General features: G+C 71.9%; 22 protein-coding genes. 9 read left to right on the top strand and 13 right to left on the bottom strand.

From position 1 onward, the window contains the following. From DTB53_RS30715 to DTB53_RS30725, 3 genes are all read left to right on the top strand, one after another. The coding region (locus DTB53_RS30715; RefSeq protein WP_256656858.1) for a sensor histidine kinase at positions 1-323 on the top strand (323 nt) is incomplete at its 5' end. Then, positions 320-994 carry a response regulator gene (locus DTB53_RS30720; RefSeq protein ID WP_003966193.1) on the top strand — a complete coding sequence of 225 codons (675 nt, stop codon included), beginning with the start codon at positions 320-322 and terminating at the stop codon, positions 992-994. The genes DTB53_RS30715 and DTB53_RS30720, both read left to right, overlap by 4 nt. A 181-nt stretch (positions 995-1175) precedes the next feature. After that, positions 1176-1880, top strand: a complete 705-nt coding sequence (locus tag DTB53_RS30725; RefSeq protein WP_012378986.1) for a helix-turn-helix domain-containing protein — start codon at positions 1176-1178, stop codon at positions 1878-1880. A 136-nt stretch (positions 1881-2016) separates the two neighbouring features. On the opposite strand, the gene DTB53_RS30730 is transcribed toward DTB53_RS30725, so the two are convergent. Beyond that, a complete protein-coding gene (locus DTB53_RS30730; RefSeq protein WP_003966195.1) occupies positions 2017-3042 on the bottom strand; it encodes an ATP-dependent 6-phosphofructokinase in 1026 nt (341 codons plus the stop codon). Positions 3043-3371: 329 nt separating this feature from the next. Between DTB53_RS30730 and pta the strand changes: the two genes are divergently transcribed. The 3 genes from pta to pyk all read left to right on the top strand — a co-directional run bounded on the left by pta (position 3372) and on the right by pyk (position 8250). Next, positions 3372-5453, top strand: a complete 2082-nt coding sequence (gene pta, locus DTB53_RS30735) for a phosphate acetyltransferase (RefSeq protein ID WP_003966197.1) — start codon at positions 3372-3374, stop codon at positions 5451-5453. A gap of 53 nt (positions 5454-5506) precedes the next feature. Continuing rightward, on the top strand, positions 5507-6745 hold the full coding sequence (locus DTB53_RS30740) for an acetate kinase (RefSeq protein WP_012378987.1): 1239 nt from the start codon (positions 5507-5509) through the stop codon (positions 6743-6745). A gap of 74 nt (positions 6746-6819) precedes the next feature. After that, positions 6820-8250: a pyruvate kinase gene (gene pyk / locus DTB53_RS30745; RefSeq protein ID WP_003966199.1), complete on the top strand. Its 1431-nt coding sequence runs from the start codon at positions 6820-6822 to the stop codon at positions 8248-8250. A 123-nt stretch (positions 8251-8373) separates the two neighbouring features. Here pyk and DTB53_RS30750 read toward each other — a convergent pair whose 3' ends face one another. The 4 genes from DTB53_RS30750 to DTB53_RS30770 all read right to left on the bottom strand — a co-directional run bounded on the left by DTB53_RS30750 (position 8374) and on the right by DTB53_RS30770 (position 12572). Next, complete coding sequence (locus DTB53_RS30750) at positions 8374-9660, bottom strand: hypothetical protein (protein WP_003966200.1); 1287 nt, start codon at positions 9658-9660, stop codon at positions 8374-8376. Continuing rightward, the gene (locus DTB53_RS30755; protein WP_012378988.1) at positions 9650-10198 is read right to left on the bottom strand and encodes a DUF6114 domain-containing protein; all 549 of its coding nucleotides are present in this window, start codon (positions 10196-10198) and stop codon (positions 9650-9652) included. Before DTB53_RS30755 ends, DTB53_RS30750 begins: the two co-directional genes overlap by 11 nt. A gap of 96 nt (positions 10199-10294) precedes the next feature. Continuing rightward, on the bottom strand, positions 10295-10948 hold the full coding sequence (locus DTB53_RS30760; RefSeq protein WP_003966202.1) for a DUF6230 family protein: 654 nt from the start codon (positions 10946-10948) through the stop codon (positions 10295-10297). Between the two features lie 652 nt (positions 10949-11600). Continuing rightward, positions 11601-12572 carry a tetratricopeptide repeat protein gene (locus DTB53_RS30770; RefSeq protein WP_012378990.1) on the bottom strand — a complete coding sequence of 324 codons (972 nt, stop codon included), beginning with the start codon at positions 12570-12572 and terminating at the stop codon, positions 11601-11603. A gap of 452 nt (positions 12573-13024) precedes the next feature. Between DTB53_RS30770 and DTB53_RS30775 the strand changes: the two genes are divergently transcribed. Beyond that, positions 13025-13651 (top strand): TetR/AcrR family transcriptional regulator, encoded by a 627-nt coding sequence (locus tag DTB53_RS30775; protein WP_003966205.1) that lies wholly within the window; start codon positions 13025-13027, stop codon positions 13649-13651. A gap of 73 nt (positions 13652-13724) precedes the next feature. On the opposite strand, the gene icmA is transcribed toward DTB53_RS30775, so the two are convergent. The 4 genes from icmA to DTB53_RS30795 all read right to left on the bottom strand — a co-directional run bounded on the left by icmA (position 13725) and on the right by DTB53_RS30795 (position 17861). Next, positions 13725-15425, bottom strand: a complete 1701-nt coding sequence (icmA, locus tag DTB53_RS30780) for a coenzyme B12-dependent isobutyryl-CoA mutase large subunit (protein WP_012378991.1) — start codon at positions 15423-15425, stop codon at positions 13725-13727. Between the two features lie 97 nt (positions 15426-15522). Further along, positions 15523-15849, bottom strand: coding sequence for a DUF3817 domain-containing protein (locus DTB53_RS30785; protein WP_012378992.1), 327 nt, complete (start codon positions 15847-15849; stop codon positions 15523-15525). 67 nt (positions 15850-15916) lie between these two features. After that, a complete protein-coding gene (locus DTB53_RS30790; protein WP_003966208.1) occupies positions 15917-16426 on the bottom strand; it encodes a MarR family winged helix-turn-helix transcriptional regulator in 510 nt (169 codons plus the stop codon). A gap of 10 nt (positions 16427-16436) precedes the next feature. Further along, entirely contained in the window at positions 16437-17861 is a 1425-nt protein-coding gene (locus DTB53_RS30795; RefSeq protein ID WP_012378993.1) for an MFS transporter, read from the bottom strand. Positions 17862-17941: 80 nt separating this feature from the next. Here DTB53_RS30795 and DTB53_RS30800 point away from each other — a divergent pair, with 80 nt between their 5' ends. Beyond that, positions 17942-18925, top strand: coding sequence for an ArsR/SmtB family transcription factor (locus tag DTB53_RS30800; protein WP_012378994.1), 984 nt, complete (start codon positions 17942-17944; stop codon positions 18923-18925). A 189-nt stretch (positions 18926-19114) separates the two neighbouring features. Beyond that, complete coding sequence (locus DTB53_RS30805) at positions 19115-20164, top strand: glycoside hydrolase family 6 protein (protein ID WP_012378995.1); 1050 nt, start codon at positions 19115-19117, stop codon at positions 20162-20164. Positions 20165-20188: 24 nt separating this feature from the next. Here DTB53_RS30805 and glxA read toward each other — a convergent pair whose 3' ends face one another. The 4 genes from glxA to DTB53_RS30825 form a co-directional block, all read right to left on the bottom strand. Further along, positions 20189-22144, bottom strand: a complete 1956-nt coding sequence (glxA, locus tag DTB53_RS30810) for a radical copper oxidase GlxA (protein ID WP_012378996.1) — start codon at positions 22142-22144, stop codon at positions 20189-20191. A gap of 3 nt (positions 22145-22147) precedes the next feature. After that, positions 22148-23956, bottom strand: coding sequence for a glycosyltransferase family 2 protein (locus tag DTB53_RS30815; RefSeq protein WP_172595311.1), 1809 nt, complete (start codon positions 23954-23956; stop codon positions 22148-22150). A gap of 181 nt (positions 23957-24137) precedes the next feature. Beyond that, complete coding sequence (locus tag DTB53_RS30820) at positions 24138-24434, bottom strand: MTH1187 family thiamine-binding protein (protein ID WP_012378998.1); 297 nt, start codon at positions 24432-24434, stop codon at positions 24138-24140. Beyond that, positions 24431-24781: a DUF3817 domain-containing protein gene (locus DTB53_RS30825; protein ID WP_012378999.1), complete on the bottom strand. Its 351-nt coding sequence runs from the start codon at positions 24779-24781 to the stop codon at positions 24431-24433. Before DTB53_RS30825 ends, DTB53_RS30820 begins: the two co-directional genes overlap by 4 nt. Positions 24782-24833: the final 52 nt, after the last annotated feature.

Below are 24833 nucleotides of genomic sequence, written 5' to 3' on the forward strand. Positions count from 1 at the left end.
CGCCCCGGGCGCCCGGGGGTCCGGCGGGGCGGGCCCGGGTCACCGTGACCGCGCTCGCCGACGAGCGGGAGCTGCTGCTGCGGGTCGCGGACACGGGCGCGGGCATCGGCCCGGAGGCGGCGGACGAGGTGTTCCGGCGCGGCTGGTCGACGCACGGGTCGGGGCGCGGGCTCGGCCTGGCGCTGGTGCGGCAGGCGGCGTACCGCAACGGGGGCACGGTGGAGCTGGACGCGGGTCCGGACGGCGGCGCGCGGTTCACCGTACGGCTGCCGCTCGGGGACCGGACGGCGGCGGGGGTTCGGGCGAAGGAGGTCACGGCATGATCCGGGTCCTGGTGGTGGAGGACGATCCGGTGGCCGCCGACGCCCACCAGATGTACGTCGAGCGGGTGGAGGGCTTCACCGTGACCGCGGTGGCGCACACCCGGGCGGCGGCGGTGCGGGCGCTGGAGCGGACCCCGGTGGACCTGCTGCTGCTCGATCTCTATCTGCCCGACGGCCACGGGCTCGGGCTGCTGCGCTCGCTGCGCGCCTCCGGCCACGGGGCGGACGTGATCGCGGTGACCTCGGCGCGGGACCTCGCGGTGGTGCGGGAGGGGGTGTCGCTGGGCGTCGTGCAGTACGTGCTGAAGCCGTTCACGTACCCCACGCTGCGGGACCGGCTGGTGCGGTACGCGGAGTTCCGGGGGGCCGCCGGGGAGGCGAGCGGGCAGGAGGAGGTGGACCGGGCGCTGGGGGCGCTGCGGGTCGCGCATCCGGCCGCGCTCCCCAAGGGGCTCAGCGGCCCGACGCTGGAGGCCGTGACCGGGGTGCTGAAGGAGTCGCCGGAAGGGGTGACGGCGGCCGCCGCCGGGGAGCGGCTCGGCATCTCGCGGATCACGGCCCGGCGGTATCTGGAGCACCTCGTGACCGTCGGCAGCGCCGCGAGGCGTCCGCATTACGGTCAGGTCGGCCGACCGGAGCTGCACTACCGCTGGCTCGCCTCGGGGCGCTGACCGGGCGCGGCGGATGTGGCCGACAAGCGCTTGCCGGTCGGTTTCACGCCTCAGCCGCGCCGCTGCGGGGGAGCAAAAGAAAGCGCTGGTGGGGCGGTGTTCGCGTACCGCCCGCCCGGTTCGCAGCTGGAGGTTCCTACGAAGCGTGATCTGTGGGGAACGTACCGTAGCCACGGCGGAAATGGGCTCCTACGGTGGGCCCGTGCACCCCACCCCGCCATTCAACGCCCCCGCCGCGCGCCGTCTCCGCGAGGCTCTGGGGATGGCTCCCGGCCATGTCGCCTACGGGCTCGCCGCCCAGTACGGACTCCGGATCAGCGCAGAGACCGTCATCGCCTGGGAGCGCGGCCTCGCGACGCCCGGGGAACGCGAGCTGACCGCCCTCGCCGGCGTCCTCTGGTGCGCGCCCGGGGAGTTGCTGGCAGCCGCCGCCACCCTGCGCGAGCACCGGATGACCCGGGAGCTGAGCGTGGACGAACTGGCCCGCCGGCTGGGCATGACCGGCGCCTCGTACCTGCGGATGGAGGAGTCGGGACGCTGGCGGGGCAACGAGAAGCAGTCGGCGGCCCTGTGCCGGGCGCTGGAGCTGACCGCCGCGCAGTTCCTGACGGCGACGGGCCGCGACGAGGAGCTGGCGGAGCTGCTGAGCAGCGCGGTCACCACGCGCTGGCAGGCGTACGTCCGTCCGGTCGCCAAGGTCGTCCCGCTGGACCGGGGGCTGATCCAGGACGTGCTGGAGCAGCTGCACGCCGACTACCAGGCCCTGATGGTCTCCACGCTGAGCTGGAGCAGCACGGGCCAGGAACGCGCCGGGTCGACGGGCGACGCGGGCCGGGCGTTCCTGGCCCGGGTGGTGGAGCAGTTCTGGCGGACCGCCGGAGTGTGACCCCGCACGGGCCGCCCGTGCGGCCCGTGCGGCCCGTGCGGTTCCGGGAGGGCGCGGGTCCGCCGGAACGGCCGCCGGAGGGCCGGATCCGCCTCGCGCGGTTCCGGCGCGTGCGGGGTTCCGGCGGCCGCGGGTCCTAGAAGACCGACTCCGCCTCGTACATCCGCTCGGCGGGCACCCGCTTCAGCTGGGTGACGGCCTCGGCGAGCGGGACCATGGCGATGTCGTTGCCGCGCAGGGCGGTCATCCGGCCGAAGTCGCCGCGGTGCACGGCCTCCACGGCGTGCCAGCCGAAGCGGGTGGCGAGCACCCGGTCGTACGCGGTCGGCGTGCCGCCGCGCTGGACGTGGCCGAGAATGACCGGCCGGGCCTCCTTGCCGAGCCGGGTCTCCAGCTCGATGGCCAGGCGGTTGCCGATGCCCTGGAAGCGCTCGTGGCCGTACTGGTCGATCTCGCCCTTGGCGTACGGCATGGAGCCCTCCGCCGGGTGCGCGCCCTCGGCGACGCAGATGACGGCGAACTTCTTGCCGCGCGCGAACCGTTCCTCGACCATCTTGACCAGGTCGTCGACCTGGAAGGGGCGCTCGGGCAGGCAGATGCCGTGGGCGCCGCCGGCCATGCCGGACTCCAGCGCGATCCATCCCGCGTGCCGGCCCATGACCTCGACGACCATCACGCGCTGGTGGGACTCGGCGGTGGTCTTGAGACGGTCTATGGCCTCCGTGGCGACGCCCACCGCCGTGTCGAACCCGAAGGTCCGGTCGGTGGAGGAGATGTCGTTGTCGATGGTCTTCGGGACGCCGACGACCGGCATGCCCGCGTCGGAGAGCATGCGGGCCGCGGTGAGCGTGCCCTCGCCGCCGATCGGGATGAGCGCGTCGATGCCGTAACGGCGGGACAGCTCCTCGCAGTTCTCGGCGGCCTCGCGCAGCCGGTCGCGCTCCAGGCGGGCCGAGCCGAGGATGGTGCCGCCGCGGGCGAGGATGCCGCTGACCGCGTTGAGGTCGAGGGGGCGGAAGTGGCCGTCGAGCAGCCCCTTGAAGCCGTCCTCGAAGCCGATGACCTCGTCGCCGTGGCCGACCACGGCCCGGTGGACGACCGACCGGATCACTGCGTTCAGGCCGGGGCAGTCGCCGCCCGCGGTGAGAATTCCGATGCGCATCGAGGTGTGTCTCCTGCTCGCTAGTCGCGCTTTTCCGGGAGACCGACCGTGGCGGCCTCCGTGCCCTGAACCAGGACGATTGTCCCACGCCCGGCACGGGCCCCGCGCTTTCGGCGGCCTCCGGAGGGTAGGAGGCCCTCCCGGACGGGGATACGCGTCCCCGCCGGGGCGGGGCCTCCGGCGGGCGGCATAGCGCCCCTCGCAGGTATCGTCAAGAGGCAATGCAGGCCCATGCCGCACCCGGCGGATCACCGGCGGGCACGGGGGCGTCACCGCACGTCCGGACGCCCACGGGTCGCGGCACCGAACACAAGGACGGGAGAGCACGCGTGGCGCGCAGTGTGTACGTGACCGGGATCGACCGGGGGGACGGCCGGCAGGTCGTCGAGCTGGGAGTCATGGAGCTTCTGACGCGTCAGGTGGACCGGGTCGGCGTCTTCCGTCCGCTGGTCCACGACGGACCCGACCGGCTCTACGAACTGCTGCGGGCCCGCTACCGGCTCTCCCAGAGCCCGGCCTCCGTCTACGGCCTGGACTACCACGAGGCCTCCGCCGTGCAGGCGGAGAAGGGCACGGACGAACTGGTCTCGCGGCTCGTCGAGCGCTTCCACCGGGTGGCCCGCGAGTACGAGGTGGTCCTGGTCCTGGGCAGCGACTTCGCCGCCACCCAGCTCCCGGACGAACTGGCGCTGAACGCCCGGCTGGCGAACGAGTTCGGGGCCTCGGTGATCGCGGTGGTCGGCGGCAAGGGGCAGACCGCGGAGTCCGTCCGCGCCGAGACCCGTAACGCGTACCGCGCCTACGCGGGCCTCGGCTGCGACGTGCTGGCCATGGTGGTGAACCGGGTCGCCGCCGAGGACCGGGCGACGATCGCGGAGCGGCTCGCGGCCCGGCTGCCGGTGCCCGTCTCCGTCCTGCCGGACGACCCGGCGCTCTCGGCGCCCACGGTCGCCCAGATCACCGCGGCGCTGGACGGCACGGTGCTGCTCGGCGACGACTCGGGGCTCGCGCGCGACGCGCTGGACTTCGTGTTCGGCGGGGCCATGCTGCCCAACCTGCTGAACGCGCTGACGCCCGGCTGCCTGGTGGTCACCCCCGGGGACCGGGCGGACCTGGTGGTGGGTTCGCTGGCCGCGCACAGCGCGGGCACCCCGCCCATCGCGGGCGTGCTGCTGACCCTGAACGAGCGCCCCGGCGAGGAGATACTCACGCTGGCCGCCCGGCTCGCACCGGGGACCCCGGTGGTGTCGGTGGCCGGCGGCTCCTTCCCCACCGCCGGCGAACTCTTCGCCCTCGAAGGGAAGTTGAACGCGGCGACGCCCCGCAAGGCGGAGACCGCCCTCGGTCTGTTCGAGCGCCATGTCGACACCGGCGCCCTCCTCGACCGGATCTCGGTGGCCCGCAGCGGACGCGTCACACCGATGATGTTCGAGCACGAGCTGCTGGAGCAGGCCCGCTCCGACCGCAAGCGCGTGGTGCTGCCGGAGGGCACCGAGGAACGGGTGCTGCGGGCCGCCGACGTGCTGCTGCGCCGGGACGTCTGCGACCTCACGCTCCTCGGCGACGTGGACGTGATCCGCAAGAAGGCCGCCGACCTCGGCATCGACCTCGCGGACACGCAGCTGATCGACCCGCACACCTCGGAGCTGCGGGGCGCCTTCGCCGAGCGGTACGCCGAACTGCGCGCGCACCGGGGGGTCACCGTGGAGCTGGCGCACGACGTGGTGGCGGACGTGAACTACTTCGGCACGCTGATGGTGCAGGAGGGCCTGGCCGACGGGATGGTGTCCGGGTCGGTGCACTCCACCGCGGCCACCATCCGCCCGGCGTTCGAGATCATCAAGACCAAGCCCGACGCGAGGATCGTGTCCTCCGTCTTCTTCATGTGCCTGGCCGACAAGGTCCTCGTCTACGGCGACTGCGCCGTCAACCCGGACCCGAACGCCGAGCAGCTCGCGGACATCGCGGTGCAGTCGGCGGTCACGGCGGCCCGGTTCGGCGTGGAGCCCCGGATCGCGATGCTGTCGTACTCCACCGGGACCTCCGGCTCCGGCGCCGACGTCGACAAGGTGCGCGAGGCCACCGAGCGGGTGCGGGCGGAGCGGCCCGAACTGCGGGTGGAGGGGCCGATCCAGTACGACGCGGCGGTCGAGCCGACGGTCGCGGCCACGAAGCTGCCGGACTCGGAGGTGGCGGGCCAGGCCACCGTGCTGATCTTCCCGGACCTGAACACCGGCAACAACACCTACAAGGCCGTGCAGCGCTCGGCGGGCGCGGTGGCGGTCGGCCCGGTGCTCCAGGGGCTGCGCAAGCCGGTCAACGACCTGTCGCGCGGCGCGCTCGTCCAGGACATCGTCAACACGGTGGCGATCACGGCGATCCAGGCGCAGGGCGAGGAGCGCCCCGCATGACGCCCCCCACTCCCCCGGCCACCCCCTCCGGAAACGAAAGCACGGCAGCCCCTGTGGAACCGCACCGCGTCCTCGTCCTCAACTCCGGCTCCTCGTCGGTGAAGTACCAGCTCCTCGACATGCGCGACCGCTCCCGGCTCGCCTCGGGCCTGGTCGAGCGGATCGGCGAGGAGACCTCGCGCCTGGCACACACGCCGTCGGCCGGCGGCGGCGCCGAGCCCCGGGAGCGTACGGGCCGGATCCCGGACCACGACGCGGCGCTCAAGGCGGCTGCCGAGGAGCTGGCGGCGGACGGCCTGGGCCTCGACTCCCCCGAACTCGCCGCGATCGGGCACCGGGTGGTGCACGGCGGGCTGAGGTTCAGCGCGCCGACCGTGATCACCGACGAGGTGCTGGAGGAGATCGAGCGCCTCGTGCCGGTCGCGCCGCTGCACAACCCGGCCAACATCACGGGCATCGTCACGGCGCGGGCGCTGCGGCCCGACCTGCCGCAGGTCGCGGTGTTCGACACGGCGTTCCACACGACGATGCCGGAGGCGGCGGCGCGGTACGCGATCGACGTGGAGACCGCCGACGCGCACCGCATCCGCCGCTACGGATTCCACGGCACCTCGCACGCGTACGTCTCCCGGAAGACGGCCGAGCTGCTGGGCCGGGCCCCCGAGGACGTGAACGTCATCGTGCTGCACCTGGGCAACGGGGCGTCCGCCTCGGCGGTCGCGGGCGGCCGGTGCGTGGACACCTCCATGGGGCTGACACCCCTGGAGGGGCTCGTGATGGGGACGCGCTCCGGGGACATCGACCCGGCGGTCACCTTCCACCTGAAGCGGGTGGCGGGCATGTCGGCCGACGAGATCGACGTCCTGCTGAACCAGAGGAGCGGGCTGGTCGGGCTCTGCGGCGACAACGACATGCGGGTGATCCGCCGCCGGATCGACGAGGGCGACGAGCGGGCGGCGCTCGCCTTCGACATCTACATCCACCGGCTGAAGAAGTACATCGGCGCCTATACGGCGGTGCTCGGCCGGGTGGACGCGGTGGCGTTCACGGCGGGGGTCGGGGAGAACGCGGCCCCGGTGCGGGAAGCTGCCGTCGCGGGCCTGGAGGAGCTGGGCATGGCGGTGGACGCCTCGCTCAACGCCGTACGGTCCACGGAGCCGCGGCTGATCTCGCCGGAGTACGCCCGGGTGGCGGTCGCCGTGGTGCCGACGGACGAGGAGCTGGAGATCGCCGAGCAGACGTTCGCGCTCGTCGGGGACCGCGGCCCACGGTTCGGACAGGTCGACAACTGAGCACCCCCGCGCCCCTTTGTATCTTCCACCAGCCGGAATATTCCGCAGCGAAACAAACCGATAGGATCCGCCTCATGCGCCGTTCCAAAATCGTCTGCACCCTCGGTCCCGCCGTCGACTCCCATGAGCAGCTCGTCGCTCTGATCGAGGCCGGCATGAGCGTGGCCCGTTTCAACTTCAGTCACGGCACCCACGAGGAACACCAGGGCCGTTACGACCGCGTCCGCAAGGCGGCCGCCGAGACTGGCCGCGCGGTGGGCGTGCTCGCCGACCTCCAGGGCCCCAAGATCCGGCTGGCGAAGTTCGCCGAGGGCCCGGTCGAGCTGGTCCGCGGGGACGAGTTCACCATCACCTCCGAGGACGTCCCCGGCGACAAGTCGATCTGCGGCACGACCTACAAGGGTCTGCCCGGCGACGTCGTCAAGGGCGACCCGATCCTGATCAACGACGGCAACGTCGAACTGAAGGTCGTCGCGGTCGAGGGCCCCCGGGTGAGGACCATCGTCATCGAGGGCGGTGTCATCTCCGACCACAAGGGCATCAACCTGCCCGGCGCGGCGGTCAACGTCCCGGCCCTGTCCGGGAAGGACGTCGAGGACCTGCGCTTCGCGCTGCGGATGGGCTGCGACCTGGTCGCCCTCTCCTTCGTCCGCGACGCCGACGACGTCAAGGACGTCCACAAGGTGATGGACGAGGAGGGCCGCCGGGTCCCCGTCATCGCCAAGGTGGAGAAGCCGCAGGCGGTCGAGCACATGGAGGGCGTCGTCGCGGCGTTCGACGGTGTGATGGTGGCCCGCGGCGACCTGGCCGTGGAGTATCCGCTGGAGAAGGTCCCGATGGTGCAGAAGCGCCTGGTGGAGCTGTGCCGGCGCAACGCCAAGCCGGTGATCGTGGCGACCCAGATGATGGAGTCGATGATCACCAACTCGCGCCCGACCCGCGCCGAGGCGTCCGACGTCGCCAACGCGATCCTGGACGGCGCGGACGCGGTCATGCTCTCCGCCGAGTCCTCGGTGGGCGCGTACCCGATCGAGACGGTCAAGACGATGGCGAAGATCGTCGTCGCCGCGGAGGAGGAGCTGCTCTCCAAGGGCCTCCAGCCGCTGGTCCCCGGCAAGAAGCCCCGTACGCAGGGCGGTTCGGTGGCCCGCGCGGCCTGCGAGATCGCGGACTTCCTGGACGGCAAGGCCCTGGTCGCCTTCACCCAGTCCGGCGACACCGCCCGCCGCCTCTCCCGCTACCGCACGGCCCAGCCGATCCTGGCCTTCACCACGGACGAGGGCACCCGCAACCAGCTCGCCCTGAGCTGGGGCGTCGAGTCGCACGTGGTCCCGCACGCGGACAACACCGACGCCATGGTCGACCTGGTCGACGCGGAGCTGCTGAAGCTGAACCGCTACAACGACGGCGACACGATGGTCATCACCGCCGGCTCGCCCCCCGGCATCCCCGGCACCACCAACATGGTCCGGGTGCACCACCTGGGCGGCGGCGAGCGGGACTGACCCGCACCCGCGCCACCGCATGACCGTGGGCCGTACTCCCGGTGAGGAGTACGGCCCACGGTGCTGTGCGGCTCCCGGACGGGTTCGGGGGCGGCTGGGGGTGCGGGTCAGGGTGTCCGCTCCCTAGGCCCCGTCGAGGTAGTTCTTCAGTCCCGGAACGGTGAGCGTGCCGCCGAACTGGCCGGCCTGGACCACCTTCACCGCGGTGAAGACGGCGAAGGGGACGTTCAGCGGCGGCGGGGTCTCGGGGCTGAAGGTGACCGGGATGAGGCCGAAGAGATTGCCCTTCAGCTCCTCCGTGTACATCGTCACCTCGCCGTCGCGGATCTCCGACGTCGAGCCGGGGCGCGACTTCACATGGCCCGTCGTGCCCGCGGGGCCGACGGTCAGCTGGTGCAGGTCCTTGATGTCGATGGAACTGGCGGTGAACTTCAGCACCTTCTTGATGCTGCCGTCCGCCTTCCTCACCTCGACGATGCCGTGGTAGTCCAGGCCGTTGAGGGTGAGCCGCGTCGACTCCAGGATCCACGGGTCGGACGGGAGCAGCGGGATGCCGGGCTCCAGTTCGGCCGCGGCGAGCGCGTCCGGGTCGGGCTCGGGGCACGGGAAGCGGGGTTTGGCGCCGTCCGGGATGTCCTCGTCCTTCTTGGGGTCGAGTCCCTTGACGTCCTCGTCGAGCTCCTCAACGTCCTTGCCCGCCTTCCCGGCTGCCTCGCGGATGGCGTCGGCCGTCTTGTCGGACGTCTCCTTCGCGCGGTCCGCGGCGTCCCCGGCCGGGTCCTTCGGCTCGTCGGACGGCTTCGGGGTCCCGGTCGTGGGGCTCGGGGACGGGCTCGCCGGCTCCTGGGTCCCGGCCTCGTCGTCCGGCCCGTCGAAGAGGTCCCTGAGCGCGTCGCCGACCCCGAGCGGGTCCAGCGGGTTCTTCGACCTGGTGGGCGTCGGGGTCGCGGAGGGCGACGCCGCGGGCGCCTCCCCGGCGGACCGCGCCGACTTGTCCGCCTCGGGCGCGGGGTCCTCGTCGGGGCCGGGGGCGGAGCCGCCGGCCGAGGGCTTCGGAGCCGCCTCGTCGCCCTTGCCTGAGGCGTCGTCCTTCTCGTCCTTCGCCGTGGCCGACGGGGACGGGGTGGCCTCGGGCGACTCGGACGCGCTCGGCTCGTCGGACCGGGTGACGCACGGTCCGGGCGCGAACGGGATGTCGGCGCGGTCGTCGGCCAGGGCCAGCTTGGGCGTCAGGCCCATGCCCACGAAGACCGCCGTCGGCATCGCCGCGAGCGCCAGCGCCTTCTTGCCGCTGGGCAGGTGCAACTTGGTCAGCAGCGACTTCCTGGGGGCCGCGTGACGAGGGCCCTTGCGCTCGCGGAGGTCGTCGCCGGGGTGGGCGTTCGTCAGCTGTCCGTCGTCACCCCGCACGATGCCTCCCGCCGTCGGCGTCGGCTGCCAGGTCGTACCCGGAGCCCTGCTGCTGCGGTACGGCCGCTGCCTGGAGCTCGCCCTCGGGACGCTCCGCGTCCGGAACCTCGGCGACCGGGGCCTTCCCGTCCGCGTCCACCGGCTCGCCCGGGGCCCAGGAAATGGACAGGGCTCCGCCGAGGAGGGCGAAGACGAATCCGATGACGAAGCCGCCGATGTTGGCGACCGGGATGGAGATCAGCGCGAGCAGGATGGCCGCGACTCCGGCGAAGACCCGCACGATGCTGTGGTACCACATCGTCAGACCCAGCGTGATGAGCAGGACCCCGATGATCAGGGACCCGGCGCCGGCCGTGGTGGACATGGCCAGGGTCATGTTGCCGAGCTTCATGCTGGCGTACGGGAAGTAGGCGATGGGAATCCCACCGGCCATGGTGAACAGTCCGGCCCAGAACGGCCGGTGGCCCCGCCACGCGCGGAAGCGTCGCCGAAGGACGCGGATGTAGTGCTCGTTCTGCCCTGTGGACTCGGGGCTCATGGAAAACAGCTCCCTGGAACCGGTACTGCCGTGAGATGGGGAGGGTGGGTGGCCGGAAAGCCCCGCGGGGACGATCCGGCCACCCCGGCCGGAGTGCTAGAAGCACTCCTTGACGCCCGTGTGCAGCCTCAGCTTCAGGTCGCTGAGCTTGAAGGTGCCGGCGGTGGTCGCCCACGCCGTCTGCTCGACCTTGGTCAGGACGGCGTGGTCGGCGCGCTGCGCGAAGCCGGCCTCGTTGGCCTGGGTGCCGGGCTGGATGCCTATCCCGTTCGGCCGGTCCTTCTTCTTCAGCTCGCCGGCCGCGACACCGATGTCGATGTTCGTGAACTCGGCGTCGGCGTCCAACTCGGAGACGTCCAGGTAGAGGTTGGTCGCCTTGACCGGATTCTTCGGGTTGGTCCCGGCGTTCAGCTCAAGGCTGATGCTCTTGCCGATGAACGGAACCTTCGGCGTGACCACCGACTGGCACATGTTGGTGATCGTCGCGCTGCTGAAGCCCGACACCGCGACCGCGTGCGCCGCCTTCTTGCCTTCGAGGTCCTTACCGACCGCGACACTGCCGTACTGGACGAAGTCCTCGCCCTCCAGCCTGTCGGTGCTGACCTTGAAGCTCTGCCCCGACACGCTGAACGACGCGGCGAGCGCGCCCTGTGCGAGGCCGACGCCCACCGCCGCCGTGGCGACGACGCTCGGCACCATGACCAGAGCGAACCGCTTCCATCTCGTCCCACCGCGAACCTGGGAACTCATACTTGCTCCTTCTTCTCGGACGTACATCTCCGGCCGGGCTTCGTGCCCGTCCTGGGATGGGAGAAGTGCTACGTCCTCGGGAAGGAGAGCGCCCCGTATCGGAGACGTGTCCCGCATCCGATCCACCGGCGTTCACCCCCGAGCGACAACCACTGGCCACACGTTCCGCGCGGCCGGCCGGACAGGCCCCGCCCGTGGGCGGGAACCCCCCTGTCCGCGGTCGGCGCCACTGCCGCCGACCACTCGGTGGGGACCCAACAGCCCCTCAGCCACCGGCTGGAGACCGGACTGGAGGTATTGGACCGAGCGTGGCCGATCGTGGTCCATTCACGGCCGTGACACAAGGGGGATCGTTACTGGCTAGTAACGGCCCGATAACCACAGGACGACAGGGCGGCATCACACGGCGACACAGGGTGGCACGAAAGGGACATCGGAATCGCGGGAAACTCCATGGAAACGGGACAGAGCCCCCAACCCGCCTTACTGCGAGTAACAGCTTGCATCTTTGTCAAGATTTGGTAAAGCGAAGGCTTCGCGGGCACTTCTTTGGCGTCAGGACGGCAAAACGGCCGCGCCACCCGGAGGGCGGTGCGGCCGTCTTGTCACATCGGAACAATCGGGCGCGTCCGGAGCGGACGGCGGGCGGTGCTCAGAACAGGACGCGGGCCAGCGCGGTGCGCGCCGAGGTGACCCTGGGGTCCTCCGGACCGATCACCTCGAAAAGCTCCAGGAGTCGCAGCCGGGCGGTGTTCCGGTCGTCCCCGGCCGTGCGGCGGACCGCCTCGACGAGCCGGCCGAAGGCGTCCTCGACATGGCCGCCGACCAGGTCGAGATCGGCGGCGGCGATCTGGGCGTTCACATCGCCCGGGTGGTCCGCGGCCTCCTTGCGGACCGCCTGCGGGTCCATGCCCTGGACGCGGCCGAGCAACTCCGCCTGGGCCAGGCCGAGCTTGGCCTCCGGGTTGCCCGGGTCGTCGGCGAGGACGTTCTTGTACGCCTGGACCGCGCCGCCGAAGTCATTGGCGTCGAGCGCGGACGCGGCGGCCTCCAGCGCGGCGTCGTACGGGCCGGCCGGCGCCTCGGCGGGAGACGCGTCCGCGGGGGCGGCGTCCGGGTCGACGGCGATCCCGGTCAGCCCGAAGCGCTCCTCGCCGACCTGGATCAGCTGGTCCAGCGTCTCGCGGATCTGGGCCTCGGGGGCCGCGCCCTGGAACAGCGGGAGGGCCTGCCCGGCGACGACGGCGAAGACCGCCGGGATGCCCTGGATGCCGAACTGCTGCATCAGCATCTGGTTCGCGTCGACATCGACCTTGGCCAGCAGGAAGCGGCCGTTGTACTCGACGGCCAGGCGCTCCAGCAGGGGGCCCAGCTGCTTGCACGGCTCGCACCACTCGGCCCAGAAGTCGATGACGACGGGGACCTCGGCGGAGCGCTGGAGGACATCGCGCTCGAAACCGGCTTCGTCGACGTCGATCACCAGGGCGGTGGGCGCGACGGCTCCGGCGCCTCCGGTACGGGCGGCCGCCGCGCGGGCCTGCTCCGCCTTGGCCTTGGCCTCACCGGCCGCCTTGACGGCGGCGAGGTCGACAACGCCGCTCATGGACATGTTCCTAGGCTGCATACGTACATCCTCCCCCCTGAGCACACCGTTCCGGAAAGCGAGTGCGAGAACCGGACCGGCCCGAGCGCCCCCACCGGCGTGCGGGAGCGGACGGGCCGAGGCGGCCCCGGCTCCCCGAAGCGCCCGTGGGGCCCGGAGGAACCGGTCGGGCCCCTGAAAGACCCTGGCTGGAACTGACCGGACCCCGAAAGGCCCGGGTGGACCTTCCGGATCCCCATCCGGCCGGTCCGTGCGGCTCCGGGTCCCCACCCGGCGCCTGGGATCTCCGTGGGGATCCCGGTGGCTGTCGCTCGTTCGTTCCGTGGCGCAGGGGGCGATCCGGCCGCCTTCCTTACGCTACGACCCGTAGCGTAACTGCCGATCACCCCGCCCGGACAGGTGATCCCGGTGATCTGTCTCACGGAGACCGGGGCACAACCGTTCGGCCTACCGGCCGGTATGGTCACCGCATCATGAACGACAGCGACCCCCGAGCCACCCGCACAGGACGTCCGCGGAGCACCGCGGCCGATGCCGCGATCCTCGAAGCGACGCGGGCTTCCCTGGTCGATCTCGGCTGGTCGAAGCTGACGATGAGCGATGTGGCGAACCGGGCCGGGGTCGCGAAGACGACCCTCTACCGGCGCTGGGCGGGCAAGAACGAGCTGGTCGTGGACGCGGTCGCCGTCCTCTTCGACGAGCTGGAACTGCCCGACCGGGGCAGCCTGGCCGCCGACGTGCAGGGCGTCGTGCTCCAGTTCGCCGCCCTGCTGGAGCGACCGGAGGCCCGTACGGCGCTGATGGCGGTGGTCGCCGAGTCCACCCGCGACGACTCGCTGCGCCTGCGGATCCGCTCGGCGATCGTGGACCGGCAGAAGCGGCTGGTGCTGCTGGGCCGGGAACGCGCGCAGGCCCGCGGTGAGCTGCGGTACGAGGACGACTCCTCGGCCGCCGCGCGCAACGCGGACCTGATCTTCGACGTGATCGCCGGAGCCGTGGTGCACCGCACCCTGGTGAGCGCGGAGCCGGTGGACTCCGCGTGGGCGAGCGGCTTCACCTCGCTGCTCCTGCTGGGGCTGGCGGGCGCGCAGGCCGGATAGCCGGGCCCGGCCCCGGAGGCGCGTCGCCCCCGGCACCCCGGCGGGAAGCCGGGGCACCGGGGGCGGCGGTCCCTCAGAAGCCCGGCGGCTCGGTGTAGACGCCCCACTCGTCGCGCAGCACTCCGCAGATCTCGCCGAGCGTGGCCTCGGCCCGGACCGCGTCGAGCATCGGCGCGATCATGTTGGAGCCGTCGCGGGCGGCGGCGAGCATCGCGTCCAGCGCGGCGGCGACCTTCGCGTCGTCGCGGGCGGCCTTGCGGTCGGCGAGCTGGCTGACCTGGTCGCGCTCGACCTCGTGGCTGACCCGGAGGATCTCCAGGTCGCCGGTGACCGAGCCGTGGTGGACGTTGACGCCGACGACCCGCTTGTCGCCCTTCTCCAGGGCCCGCTGGTACTGGAACGCGGACTCGGCGATCTCGCCGGTGAACCAGCCGTCCTCGATGCCGCGCAGGATGCCGGAGGTGATCGGCCCGATGGGGTGCTGCCCGTCGGGGTGGGCCCGGGTGCCGCGCTCCTTGATCTGGTCGAAGATCTTCTCGGCCTCGGCCTCGATCCGGTCGGTGAGCTGCTCGACGTACCAGGAGCCGCCCAGCGGGTCGGCCACGTTGGCGACGCCGGTCTCCTCCATCAGCACCTGCTGGGTGCGCAGGGCGATCTCGGCGGCCTGCTCGGAGGGGAGCGCGAGGGTCTCGTCGAGGGCGTTGGTGTGCAGCGAGTTGGTGCCGCCGAGGACGGCGGAGAGCGCCTCGACCGCGGTGCGCACCACGTTGTTGTACGGCTGCTGCGCGGTGAGGGAGACCCCGGCGGTCTGGGTGTGGAAGCGGAGCCACTGCGCCTTGTCGGTCTTCGCGCCGTACGTCTCCTTCATCCAGCGGGCCCAGATGCGGCGGGCGGCGCGGAACTTGGCGATCTCCTCGAAGAAGTCCAGGTGGGCGTCGAAGAAGAAGGAGAGTCCGGGGGCGAAGGTGTCGACGTCCAGACCGCGCGAGAGGCCCAGCTCCACGTAGCCGAAGCCGTCGGCCAGCGTGTACGCCAGCTCCTGCGCGGCCGTCGCCCCGGCCTCGCGGATGTGGTAGCCGGAGACGGAGAGCGGCTTGTAGGCGGGGATGGAGGCGGCGCAGTGCTCCATCAGGTCGCCGATGAGGCGCAGGTGGGGCTCGGGCTGGAACAGCCACTCCTTCTGCGCGATGTACTCCTTGAAGATGTCGGTCTGGAGCGTGCCGTTGAGCACGCCCGGATCGACGCCCTGGCGTTCGGCGGCGACCAGGTACATGCAGAAGACGGGCACGGCCGGGCCGCTGATCGTCATCGACGTGGTGACGTCGCCGAGGGGGATGTCCCCGAAGAGGACCTCCATGTCGGCGGCGGAGTCGATGGCGACCCCGCAGTGGCCGACCTCGCCGAGCGAGCGCGGGTCGTCGGAGTCCCGGCCCATCAGCGTCGGCATGTCGAAGGCGACGCTGAGGCCGCCGCCCCCCGCCGCGAGGATCATCTTGTAGCGCTCGTTGGTCTGCTGGGCGTTGCCGAAGCCGGCGAACTGGCGGATCGTCCAGGTGCGGCCCCGGTAGCCGGTGGGGTGCAGCCCGCGGGTGAAGGGGTACTCCCCCGGCCAGCCGATCCGCTCGAATCCCTCGTACGTGTCACCGGGGCGTGGCCCGTACACGGGCTCGACCGGATCGCCGGAGAGCGTGGTGAAGTCCGCGTTCCGCTTGCGGGCCTTGTCGTAGCGGGCCTGCCAGCGGAGGCGGCCTTCCTCGATCGCGTCAGCGTCCATGCTTCGAATTTACTAGGACGTCCTAGTAAATGTCGATGGCAAACCGCCCGGCGCTTCGCGCGCGGGGCGGTTCGGGCCGGTCCGGCAGTCCCGGGGCTCAGACCTTGGCGGTGACCGGTGCGGGGTCGGTGACCAGGGCGCGGGCCTCCCGGCTGACCTTCGGCTCGACGAAGAACGAGGCGAAGGGGATGCAGCCGGCGGCCAGCACCCACAGGAGCTTGCCGAAGGGCCACTTCGCCTTGGAGCCGAGATCGAACGCGAAGACGACGTAGACGATGAACAGCACGCCGTGGATCTGCGAGATCAGCATGGTGTCGCCGGTCTCGAAGCCGTACTTCGCGATGATCGCCACGGTGAAGACGAGCAGCCAGATGGCGGTGACGTAGGCCATCACCCGGTAGCGGGTGAGCACGTTCTGTTTCATGGCTACGAGCGTAACGGGACGACCGGCGCGATCTTCGCGCGACCCCGGCCTCACCGGAGGCCCGCGTTCACTTCTCCTCGAAGTCCTGGGCCGCCACCCGCAGCGGACGCAGCATGGCGAAGATCTCGGCGCACTCCTCGGCGTCGTACACCCCGAGCCCGAAGTCGATCGCGACCAGGTCCCGGGTGGCCGCCTCGACGACGTCGCGGCCCTTGCCGGTGATGGACGCCAGCGTGCCGCGGCCGTCGTTGGGGTTCGGCCGCTTGTCGACGAGCCCGGACCTGACCAGCCGGTCCACGGTGTTGGTGACCGAGGTGGGATGCACCATCAGCCGCTCCCCGATCTTGGACATCGGCAGCTCACCGGCCTTGGAGAAGGCGAGCAGCACCAGCGCCTCGTACCGGGCGAAGGTCAGCCCGTACGGCTTGACGACGGCGTCGACCTCGGCGAGCAGGATCTGCTGGGCCCGCATGATCGAGGTGATCGCCCCCATCGAGGGCACGGGTCCCCAGCGCTGCTGCCAGAGCTCGTCGGCGCGGGCGATGGGATCGAAGGGAAGACTGAGCGGCTTCGGCACGGCACCGACCTTACCGACTGGTCACATGCCGGTCAGCCCCGTCTCGTCCTTCGGTATCGGACATCCGTCCGGGGGCTGTCCCGCGGACCTCGGCGACCAGCAGGAGCGTGCAGACGGTACCGATGATTCCGGATCCGGCGACCACCTGGTGGACCGGGAAGAACTCGGCCGCGAGCCCCGCCAGCGCCATCCCGAGGCCCTGGACGGTCATCAGCCCGGCGGTGAGCAGCGTCATGGCCCGGCCGCGCAGCTCCTGGGGCACGGCGTCGACGAACCACTGGTCGAGCCCGATCACATAGGCGGCGCCGGCGCCGGCCAGGGCGAGGGCCGCCAGGGCGAGCGGCAGCCCGGGGCGGACCGCGTACACCAGTAGCGGGAGGAGACCGGCGGCGGCGACCGGCAGGACGATCCGGGAGCGGTTACGGGGGCTGAGCGCGGAGCCCACGAACAGCTCGGCCCCGATGTGCCCGACGGCCATCGCGCAGAGCAGCAGCCCGAGCGCGGCCGGCGAGGCCCCGATCGCGTCGGCGTACGGGGCGGCGAGCGCCTCCGGGGCCACCACGAACATCGCCGGCAGCCAGAACAGCAGCATCAGCGCCCGGACCCGGCGGTCGCCCAGCACCAGACGGGCCCCGGAGAGCGACTCCTTCAGCAGCGTCCCGCCGCCCTCGCCGGCGCCGGCACGGGCCGGGCGGTCGCGGGTCCCGAAGCGGAGCAGCGCGGCCGAGCACAGGAAGGTCACCACGGTGACGGTGATGGCACCGCGCGGCGACAGCACGGTGAGCAGCACCCCGCCGGCGCCGAACCCGATGAGCATCGCGCTCTGCGAGACGATCCGCAGCAGGGAGCGGCCCAGGACGTAGAGGTCGCCCTCGCCGAGGATGTCGGTGAGGGCCGCCATCCGGGTCCCGGTGAAGACCGGAGCGATGGCGGCGACCAGGCAGCGCAGGGCGAGGAGCCCGGCGACCGGGGTGGCGGGCACCAGCATCACGGCGACGCAGGCCGCGCAGAGCAGGTCGCAGACGACCAGGACGCGGCGGGCCGGGTAGCGGTCGGCGACCCCGGCGAACAGCGTCCCGCCGATCAGGTACGGGAGCAGCCCCAGCGCGAACGTCAGCGCGCTGAGCAGCGGGGATCCGGTGAGGTCGTAGACGAGCACGGTGAGCGCCAGCTCGCTGACCACGACGCCGAGCAGCGAGAGCAGGTGGGCGGCGAAGACGGCCCGGAACTCGGTGACGGCGAAGACGGCCCGGTAGCCGCGCGGTGGGGCGCCGGGATCCGGGGCGTCGAGGCCGGGCGCGGCGGCCTCCCGGAGCGTGGGCCCGGGGCCCGGGTCGCGGTGGGCGGCACGCTCCGGGGACCGGGCCGGGACCGGCGCCGCCTGGGCGGGCGGGGTACGGGGTGTGTCCGCCGGGGCGGGGCTGTCGGTCTCCATGGGACGAGCCTGGGGCCGGGGCGCGGCCGGCTCTAGACTTTCGGCTGGAGACGAATGTCCGGCGCGAGGGGAGGAGGGGCATGCCGTTCCGGCTGCACTTCGGCGAGAGCGATCTGCTGCGCTGCCGGTTCGCCCTGTCACCGCTGTTCGAGACCCAGGAAGCGGTGCGCACCCTGCACCGCACCGGCCGCCACGGGTACCACCTGCCGTGGCTCCGGCGGATCCGGGAGGCGTCCGAGGCGCTGGACCTGGAGCCGTTGTGGCTGCTGATGCCGTCCGGCGGCCACAACCCGGACTTCATCTGCCCGCCGCCGATCGGGCCGCTCGCGACGTTCGAGGAGGAGATCGCGGCCGTCCGGGCGGTCGATCCGGAGGTGGCGCGGGCCGACATGGCGCAGGCGCTGGCGGACCGGCCCGGCGGGGCCGCGTCGGCGGCGGGCCGGCGGCTGCTGGCCGATCCGGCGCGGGCCGTGCGGGAGCTCGCCGATCTGCTGGAGCGGGCCTGGCAGGCGCTGATCGAGCCGTACTGGCCCCGCCTGCGGGCGCTGCTGGAGGCGGACATCGCCTACCACTCGCGGCGGCTCGCGGACAGCGGGCTCGAACAGCTGCTGGGCGAACTGAACCCGCGGCTGAGCTGGCAGGGCGCGACGCTCACGGTGGCCGGGACCCAGGGCGACCACGAGCGGGTGCTGGGCGGGCAGGGGCTGGTCCTGATGCCGAGCGTCTTCGTCTGGCCGGAGGTCGTGGGCGGCCACGAGGAGCCGTGGCGGCCGGGGCTGATCTACCCGGCGCGCGGCATCGGCGGGCTGTGGAGCCAGTCCGCCGAGCGGACCCCGGGGACCCTCGCCCGGCTGCTGGGCCAGGTCCGGGCCGATGTGCTGTGCGCGCTGGACGAACCGGCCGGGACGAGCGTGCTGGCGCACCGGCTGGGCCTCGCCCCCTCGTCCGTGTCGGCCCATCTCTCCGTGCTGCGCGGGGCGGGACTGCTGACCTCGCGGCGCTATGGACACCAGGTGCTGTACGAGCGCACCCCGCTGGGGATCGCGCTGGCCGCCGCGGACTGACGGAGACGGCGCCGAGCGGCTCGGGGCGGCGGGGGGGCTTCGGCCGCCCCGGGACCGGCACGCCCCGGGGCGTCGCGGCGTACGGGTCACGGACGGTGTCGCACCGCCACGCTCCGTGACCGCTGTGTCACGATTGCCCCACCTCCCTGTGCTCCGTGTCCGTGCGTCACCACCGTCCGAGGGGTCTGGATGTCCGGCCGCAGAATCGTCCCCCGCGCTCTCCCCCGCACGCTCCCCGTCCTGGCCGCCGTCTGGCTGGTGACCGTTCTCACCGCGGGCTGCTCGACACCGGAACCGCGCGTCACCCGCAGCGCCGAGGCGGCGGACGAACTCGTCCGGGGAGAGCCCGCCCCGAGCGCGGCCTCCCCGTACTGGGTCGACCCGAACAGCGACGCGGCCCGCCAGGTGCGCGCCTGGGAGAAGGAGGGGCGCGACGCCGAGGCGAAGATCCTGCGGCGCATCTCCGGCCGGCCGGTGGCCGACTGGCCCGCGTGGGACGACCCGGCCCCCGGGATCCGGGCCGCCGTGAAGTCCGCCGCCCGCACGGACAAGACCGTCCTGCTGGTGGCGTACAACATCCCGCACCGGGACTGCGGGCTCTACTCCGCGGGCGGCGCGAAGGACGCGGACGCCTACCGTTCCTGGATCGGCGAGTTCGCCGCCGCCATCAAGAACGCCCCGGCGACCGTGATCCTGGAGCCGGACGCCCTCCCCCACATCACGGACGGCTGCACCCCGGCCGAGCACCACGCGGAGCGCTACCAGCTCCTCTCCGAGGCGGTCGACGCGCTCAAGGCCCTGCCCAAGACCCGGGTCTACCTGGACGCGGGCAACCCGGACTGGATCGACGAGCCGTCCAAGATGGCGCAGCCGCTGCGGCAGGCCGGCATCGACCGGGCCGACGGATTCTCGCTGAACGTCTCCAACTTCCAGTCGAACGCGAGCGTGAGGACGTACGCGAAGCGGCTCTCCGACGCCGTGGGCGGCGCGCACTTCGTGATCGACACCAGCCGCAACGGCAACGGCCCCCTGTCCGGGGGCCGTGACGAGGCCTGGTGCAATCCGCCGGGCCGGGGGCTCGGCACGCCGCCCACCACCGACACCGGCGACGACCGGCTCGACGCCTATCTGTGGATCAAGCGGCCGGGCGACTCCGACGGCACCTGCCGGGGCGGCCCGCCGGCCGGCGACTGGTGGCCGGAGTACGCGCTCGGCCTGGCGAGGCGCGCCGCCTCCTGACCCGGCCGCGGCGCTCCCCCGGGCTCACGCGACCTTGACCCACTTCGCCTCGGAGGGAACGCCGTCGGTGTCGGTGACGAACAGCATGTACCAGCCGGGCGGCACCAGCGTGGGGTCGTCCGGCACGTTCAGGCTCACCTTGCCGTCGCCCTTCTCCAGGCCCAGCTCGATGGAGCGCTGCTCCACGTCGGTGGTGTGGGTGACGGCGCTCGGCCGCATCAGCCGGGCGGTGGCGATCCGGTCCGCGTCCGCGCTCCCGTAGGTGACCGTCGTGCCCCGCTCGGCGTTCTCGGGGCCGTCGCCGATGACCGGGCGCTCGTCCTTGCCGCGGTGCAGGGCGGGCGGGGTGTAGACCTCCATGCGCTGCTCGAACTTGCCGAGCTTGGTGTTGTCCTTGTCGCCGTAGAGCGAGTCGGAGCCGAAGGTCGCCACCCGCCCGTCGGGCAGCAGCAGCGCCTCGGAGTGGTAGTTGCGCCCCACCGTCGGCTCGGCCGCCTCCTTGAAGGTGTTGGTCTTCGGGTCGTAGGACTGCGCCTTCAGGATGTTGCTGGCCCCGCGGCCCCGGTAGTCCTCGGATCCGCCGCTGGTGAAGACGGTGTCGTCGGGCATGATCACGCTGTTCAGGTAGCGGGTGCCCTGCGGCAGGTCGGGACCGGGCTCGAAGGCCGGGTTGTCCTGCGCCAGGTCGATGACCGCCGTGCGGGCGGTGGACTTCTTGGACTCGCCGACCCCGCCGCCGCCCAGCACCATCACCTTCTGGTCCTGCACCGGCGGCAGCATCAGCGAGGCCGCCGTCTCCAACTGGTCGGTGTCGGTCAGTCCGGGCACCTGGGTGAACGTGTTCTTCTTGATGTCCCAGATGCCGGGCTCGCGCCCCTTGTCCGCGGGGCCGTAACCGGCGTTGGCTCCCGGGTAGAAGAGCTTGCCGCCCTTGGTCAGGAAGAGCGCCGGGTAGGTCGGGAAGTAGTGGAAGGGGCCCTTGGACCACTTCTTCGTCTTCGGGTCGTAGATCTCGTTGTCGCCCGGGAGGATCGCGCCGACGTCGTCGAGGCCGGAGACGGAGAGCACCCGGCCGTCCTCCAGGCCGACGAGCGTCGGATACCAGCGGGCCTCCTTCATCGGGTCGACCTTGATGTACTTCTCGGCCGTCGGGTCGAACTCGTAGGCGGCGCGGATCCCCTGGAAGTCCTGCTTGTCCATGGTGATCTTCTCGGCGAGGCCGTAGGAGTTGTCGGCGGCCTTGCCCTTCAGCCCGACGATCTCGTACTGGGCGGCGTCCGTCGCCACCGCGTCGGGTCCCTCGTCCACCGCCTCCACGAAGACCCGCTGCTCGGAGGCGGTCACCTTGGTCTTCCACGGCTTCATCCGGCCGCTCTCGAAGTAGTCGACCTCGAACTCGCGCTTGGCCTTGGGGACGATGACGTCGAACTTGGCCACGTACTCGGCGCCGGAGGGCGAGCGGAAGACGGTGCCTTTCTTGAGCTTCAGCGGCTTGTCCGGATTCTCGTTCTTGACCCGCATACCGCCGCCGGCCCGCTTCACCTTGTCGTCGAGCACCTCGTAGCGGGCGGTGCCCCCCGCGATCAGGAGGCGGCCGTCGGGGAGCTGGGCGTGGCCGCCGCAGAAGAAGTCCTCGGGGGTGGGGATCTTCTGGAAGGTGTTCTCGGCCGGGTCCCAGAGCACGGTGTCGAAGGTGCCTTCGTCGAAGTGCGCCTGGTCGTTGCCGGAGCCGGCGACGATCAGCACCTTGCCGGTGTGCAGGAGCGCCGCGTGGATCGCGTTGGTGCGGTACTCCTTCGGGATGTCCACCCGGTCCCAGGAGCCGTACTCCGCCTTGTACTCCGGCTGGTCGATCTTGTACGCGTGGTACCTGTCCTCGGCGAAGGACAGGGCCGCGGGAGCGTTCAGCCCGGCGAGCAGCACCACCGCGCCGCCTCCCAGGAGCGTCTTCCTCATCTGCTTCGAGGGCCGGTAGGCCATGGGTCAGTTCCCTCCTGCGGTGGTGGTGGCGGTGGTGCCGGCGCTCGCCGCGGTGGGCGCCGTCGGGGCGGGGCCGGCGGCATAGGCCGGTTCGGGCTGCGGGGGCGCCGGGACGGGGACGGCGCGGGCGGCCTCGGCGCGCCGGTCCTGCCGGACGGTCCAGGCCCAGATGGCGACCGGGCCGAGGGAGACGGCCAGCCCGAGCACCGCCCAGGTCCGCATCGCCGCGTGGGTGTGGTCCAGATACACCGACGCCGCGAGCGAGGAGAGCAGGACCGCCGCCCAGAAGAGGTGGATACGGAAGGTGAGCAGCCGGTCCGGGGACGCCTGGCCGCCCTTGGGCGTGACGACGAACCGGCCGTCGGCGCGGAGCACGGCCGAGCCCAGCGACTTCAGGTAGATCGGGGCGGAGAGCGCGGACATGGCCATGCCGGCGAGGCCGCCGGAGCCCTCGGGCTCGTGCGGGGAGACGTTGTGCCGGCGGTTCCAGAGGTAGAGCCCGATCTGGAGGGCGGCGGCGTCGCTGTAGAGCATCAGCCAGATGGAGGCGGAGACCTGGGTGCCGGACGCCCCGAACCAGAGGAACAGCACGCAGCTGCCCACGCCGAGCAGCCAGTTGACCGCGGTCATCGGGTAGTAGACGAGCATCAGCGTGTAGCTGAGGAGGCGGCCGGGGGGCACCCGGAACAGCGCCTTGCCGTACTGCTTGAACAGCGTCTCGTACGTGCCCCGGGACCAGCGCAGCTGCTGGGTGAAGAAGTCCGTCCAGGAGGCGGGGCCCTCGCCCACGGCGAGCACGTCGGGGGTGTAGACGGACCGCCAGTGGCGCCCGGTGCGCGGGTTGCGGCGGCGGTGGATCTCGAAGCCGGTGGCCATGTCCTCGGTGATCGAGTCGTACAGGCCGCCGACCTGCCGCAGCGCGGCGATGCGTACGACGTTGTTGGTGCCGACGAACATCGGGGCGCCGTAGCGGTTGCCCGCGCGCTGGATCAGGGCGTGGAAGAGGAACTGCTGCGATTCGGCGGCCTTGGTGACGGCCGAGTCGTAGTTCCCGTAGACCTGCGGCCCGACGACGAAGGCGACGTCCGGGTCGCGGAAGTAGCCCATCATCCGTTCCAGGAAGTTGGGCGTCGGCACGTGGTCGGTGTCGACGGAGGCGAAGAAGTCGTAGTCGCCGCCGTGCAGGGCGATCCAGGCGTTGTAGTTGCCGTGCTTCGTCCTCGCCCGGTGGACGCCCTTGTCGCGGTTCCACTCGGGGACCCCGCGCCGGGTGAAGTGGTGGACGCCCAGTTCGGCGCAGAGCATCCGGGCCCCGGGGTCGTCGCCCTCGTCGAGCAGCCAGACGTCCAGCGGGCCGGAGTGCCGCAGACGTACGGCGCCCTTGAGGGTGGCGCGGACCATGGAGAGCGGTTCCTTGCCGGGGACGTACGTGGTCAGGAAGGCGACCCTGGTGCCGGGCTCGGGCGTCACCGGGACGGGGTCGCGCGCGACGAGCGTGGCGTGCGCGATGGAGACCACGTTGACCAGCATGAACAGCTCGATCAGGGCGATCGACACCAGCATCACGGTGTCGGCGACGACCAGCCAGCGCTCCCCGTTCTCCCGCTCGGTCCAGTGCGTGGGCCAGACCAGGTACAGCAGCAGGACGCCCGTGAGCACCGGGGCGAGGGTCATCAGGAGGACGGCTCTTATTCGGTGCTTCTCCGTCGAGAGCAGGCTCTTGTACCGCACCCGGTACCCCGTCGGCTCCGGCTCCGTGAGCGGACCCGCGAGCCGGCTGTAGGTGTCGTAGTCGTAGCCCTCCGACCGCACCGTGCCTCCCACTGTCGAACGGGTTGATATCCCCACAGAAGGGGACAGCTAACGGCGTGTCGACTTGGCGGGTCCGAGTGAGCGGTTTTTGGTCCGGAGCCGGAAAAACCCCCGACCGTGTGGTGCCGGGGGCTTTTCGGGTGAACGGGGAAGGGGTCCGCGCGGACGGTGCGTCAGGAGGTCACGATGCCCCGAGGTACCGCTCCACGGTCTCGACCTTGGAGGTCAGGCCGTCGGTGACGCCGGGCCGGATGTCGGCCTTCAGCACCAGGGAGACGCGCCCGGCGCGGGCCTCGACGGCGGCCACGGCGCGCTTGACGACGTCCATGACCTCGTCCCACTCGCCCTCGATGGAGGTGAACATGGCGTCGGTGCGGTTGGGGAGCCCGGACTCGCGCACGACCCGCACGGCGTCGGCGACGTACTCCCCGACGTCCTCGCCGACACCGAGGGGGGAGACGGAGAACGCGACGATCATGCGCTGACCGTGCCCTCGCGGCGGGCGCGGGCGGCGATGACGCCGTCGGCCTCGTACTTCTTGAGCAGCTTGTCGCCGTAGAGCCCGCCGAAGGGGATGACCGCGAGGAAGAAGAAGAGCGCCACGCGCTTGAGCGGCCACTTGGCCTTCGTCCACACGTCCAGCAGGAACACGGCGTAGATCACGAAGAGCGCACCGTGGAGCATGCCGAGCGGCATCATCAGGAAGTCGATGTCCGAGACCCGGCTGAGGACCGAGCCGAAGAGGATCAGGGCGGGGAAGGACAGCGCCTCGGGAATCGAGATGAGGCGCAGCCGGTGCAGGGCGGAAGCGGTCTTGATGTCCACAGGGGCACCTTCGGTGGGAGGGTCGCGTGGGCTTGTGAACAGACGCACAAGC

The sequence above is a fragment of the Streptomyces griseus genome, assembly GCF_900460065.1.
Lineage (GTDB): Bacteria > Actinomycetota > Actinomycetes > Streptomycetales > Streptomycetaceae > Streptomyces > Streptomyces griseus.

Bases quoted from the DNA above. Each gene is read 5' to 3' on its own strand.
- DTB53_RS30720 (WP_003966193.1), top strand. From the start codon at position 320: ATGATCCGGGTCCTGGTGGTGGAGGACGATCCGGTGGCCGCCGACGCC.
- DTB53_RS30725 (WP_012378986.1), top strand. From the start codon at position 1,176: ATGGGCTCCTACGGTGGGCCCGTGCACCCCACCCCGCCATTCAACGCC.
- DTB53_RS30730 (WP_003966195.1), bottom strand. From the start codon at position 3,042: ATGCGCATCGGAATTCTCACCGCGGGCGGCGACTGCCCCGGCCTGAAC.
- pyk (WP_003966199.1), top strand. From the start codon at position 6,820: ATGCGCCGTTCCAAAATCGTCTGCACCCTCGGTCCCGCCGTCGACTCC.
- DTB53_RS30755 (WP_012378988.1), bottom strand. From the start codon at position 10,198: ATGAGCCCCGAGTCCACAGGGCAGAACGAGCACTACATCCGCGTCCTT.
- DTB53_RS30760 (WP_003966202.1), bottom strand. From the start codon at position 10,948: ATGAGTTCCCAGGTTCGCGGTGGGACGAGATGGAAGCGGTTCGCTCTG.
- DTB53_RS30770 (WP_012378990.1), bottom strand. From the start codon at position 12,572: ATGCAGCCTAGGAACATGTCCATGAGCGGCGTTGTCGACCTCGCCGCC.
- DTB53_RS30775 (WP_003966205.1), top strand. From the start codon at position 13,025: ATGAACGACAGCGACCCCCGAGCCACCCGCACAGGACGTCCGCGGAGC.
- icmA (WP_012378991.1), bottom strand. From the start codon at position 15,425: ATGGACGCTGACGCGATCGAGGAAGGCCGCCTCCGCTGGCAGGCCCGC.
- DTB53_RS30785 (WP_012378992.1), bottom strand. From the start codon at position 15,849: ATGAAACAGAACGTGCTCACCCGCTACCGGGTGATGGCCTACGTCACC.
- DTB53_RS30795 (WP_012378993.1), bottom strand. From the start codon at position 17,861: ATGGAGACCGACAGCCCCGCCCCGGCGGACACACCCCGTACCCCGCCC.
- DTB53_RS30800 (WP_012378994.1), top strand. From the start codon at position 17,942: ATGCCGTTCCGGCTGCACTTCGGCGAGAGCGATCTGCTGCGCTGCCGG.
- DTB53_RS30805 (WP_012378995.1), top strand. From the start codon at position 19,115: ATGTCCGGCCGCAGAATCGTCCCCCGCGCTCTCCCCCGCACGCTCCCC.
- glxA (WP_012378996.1), bottom strand. From the start codon at position 22,144: ATGGCCTACCGGCCCTCGAAGCAGATGAGGAAGACGCTCCTGGGAGGC.
- DTB53_RS30820 (WP_012378998.1), bottom strand. From the start codon at position 24,434: ATGATCGTCGCGTTCTCCGTCTCCCCCCTCGGTGTCGGCGAGGACGTC.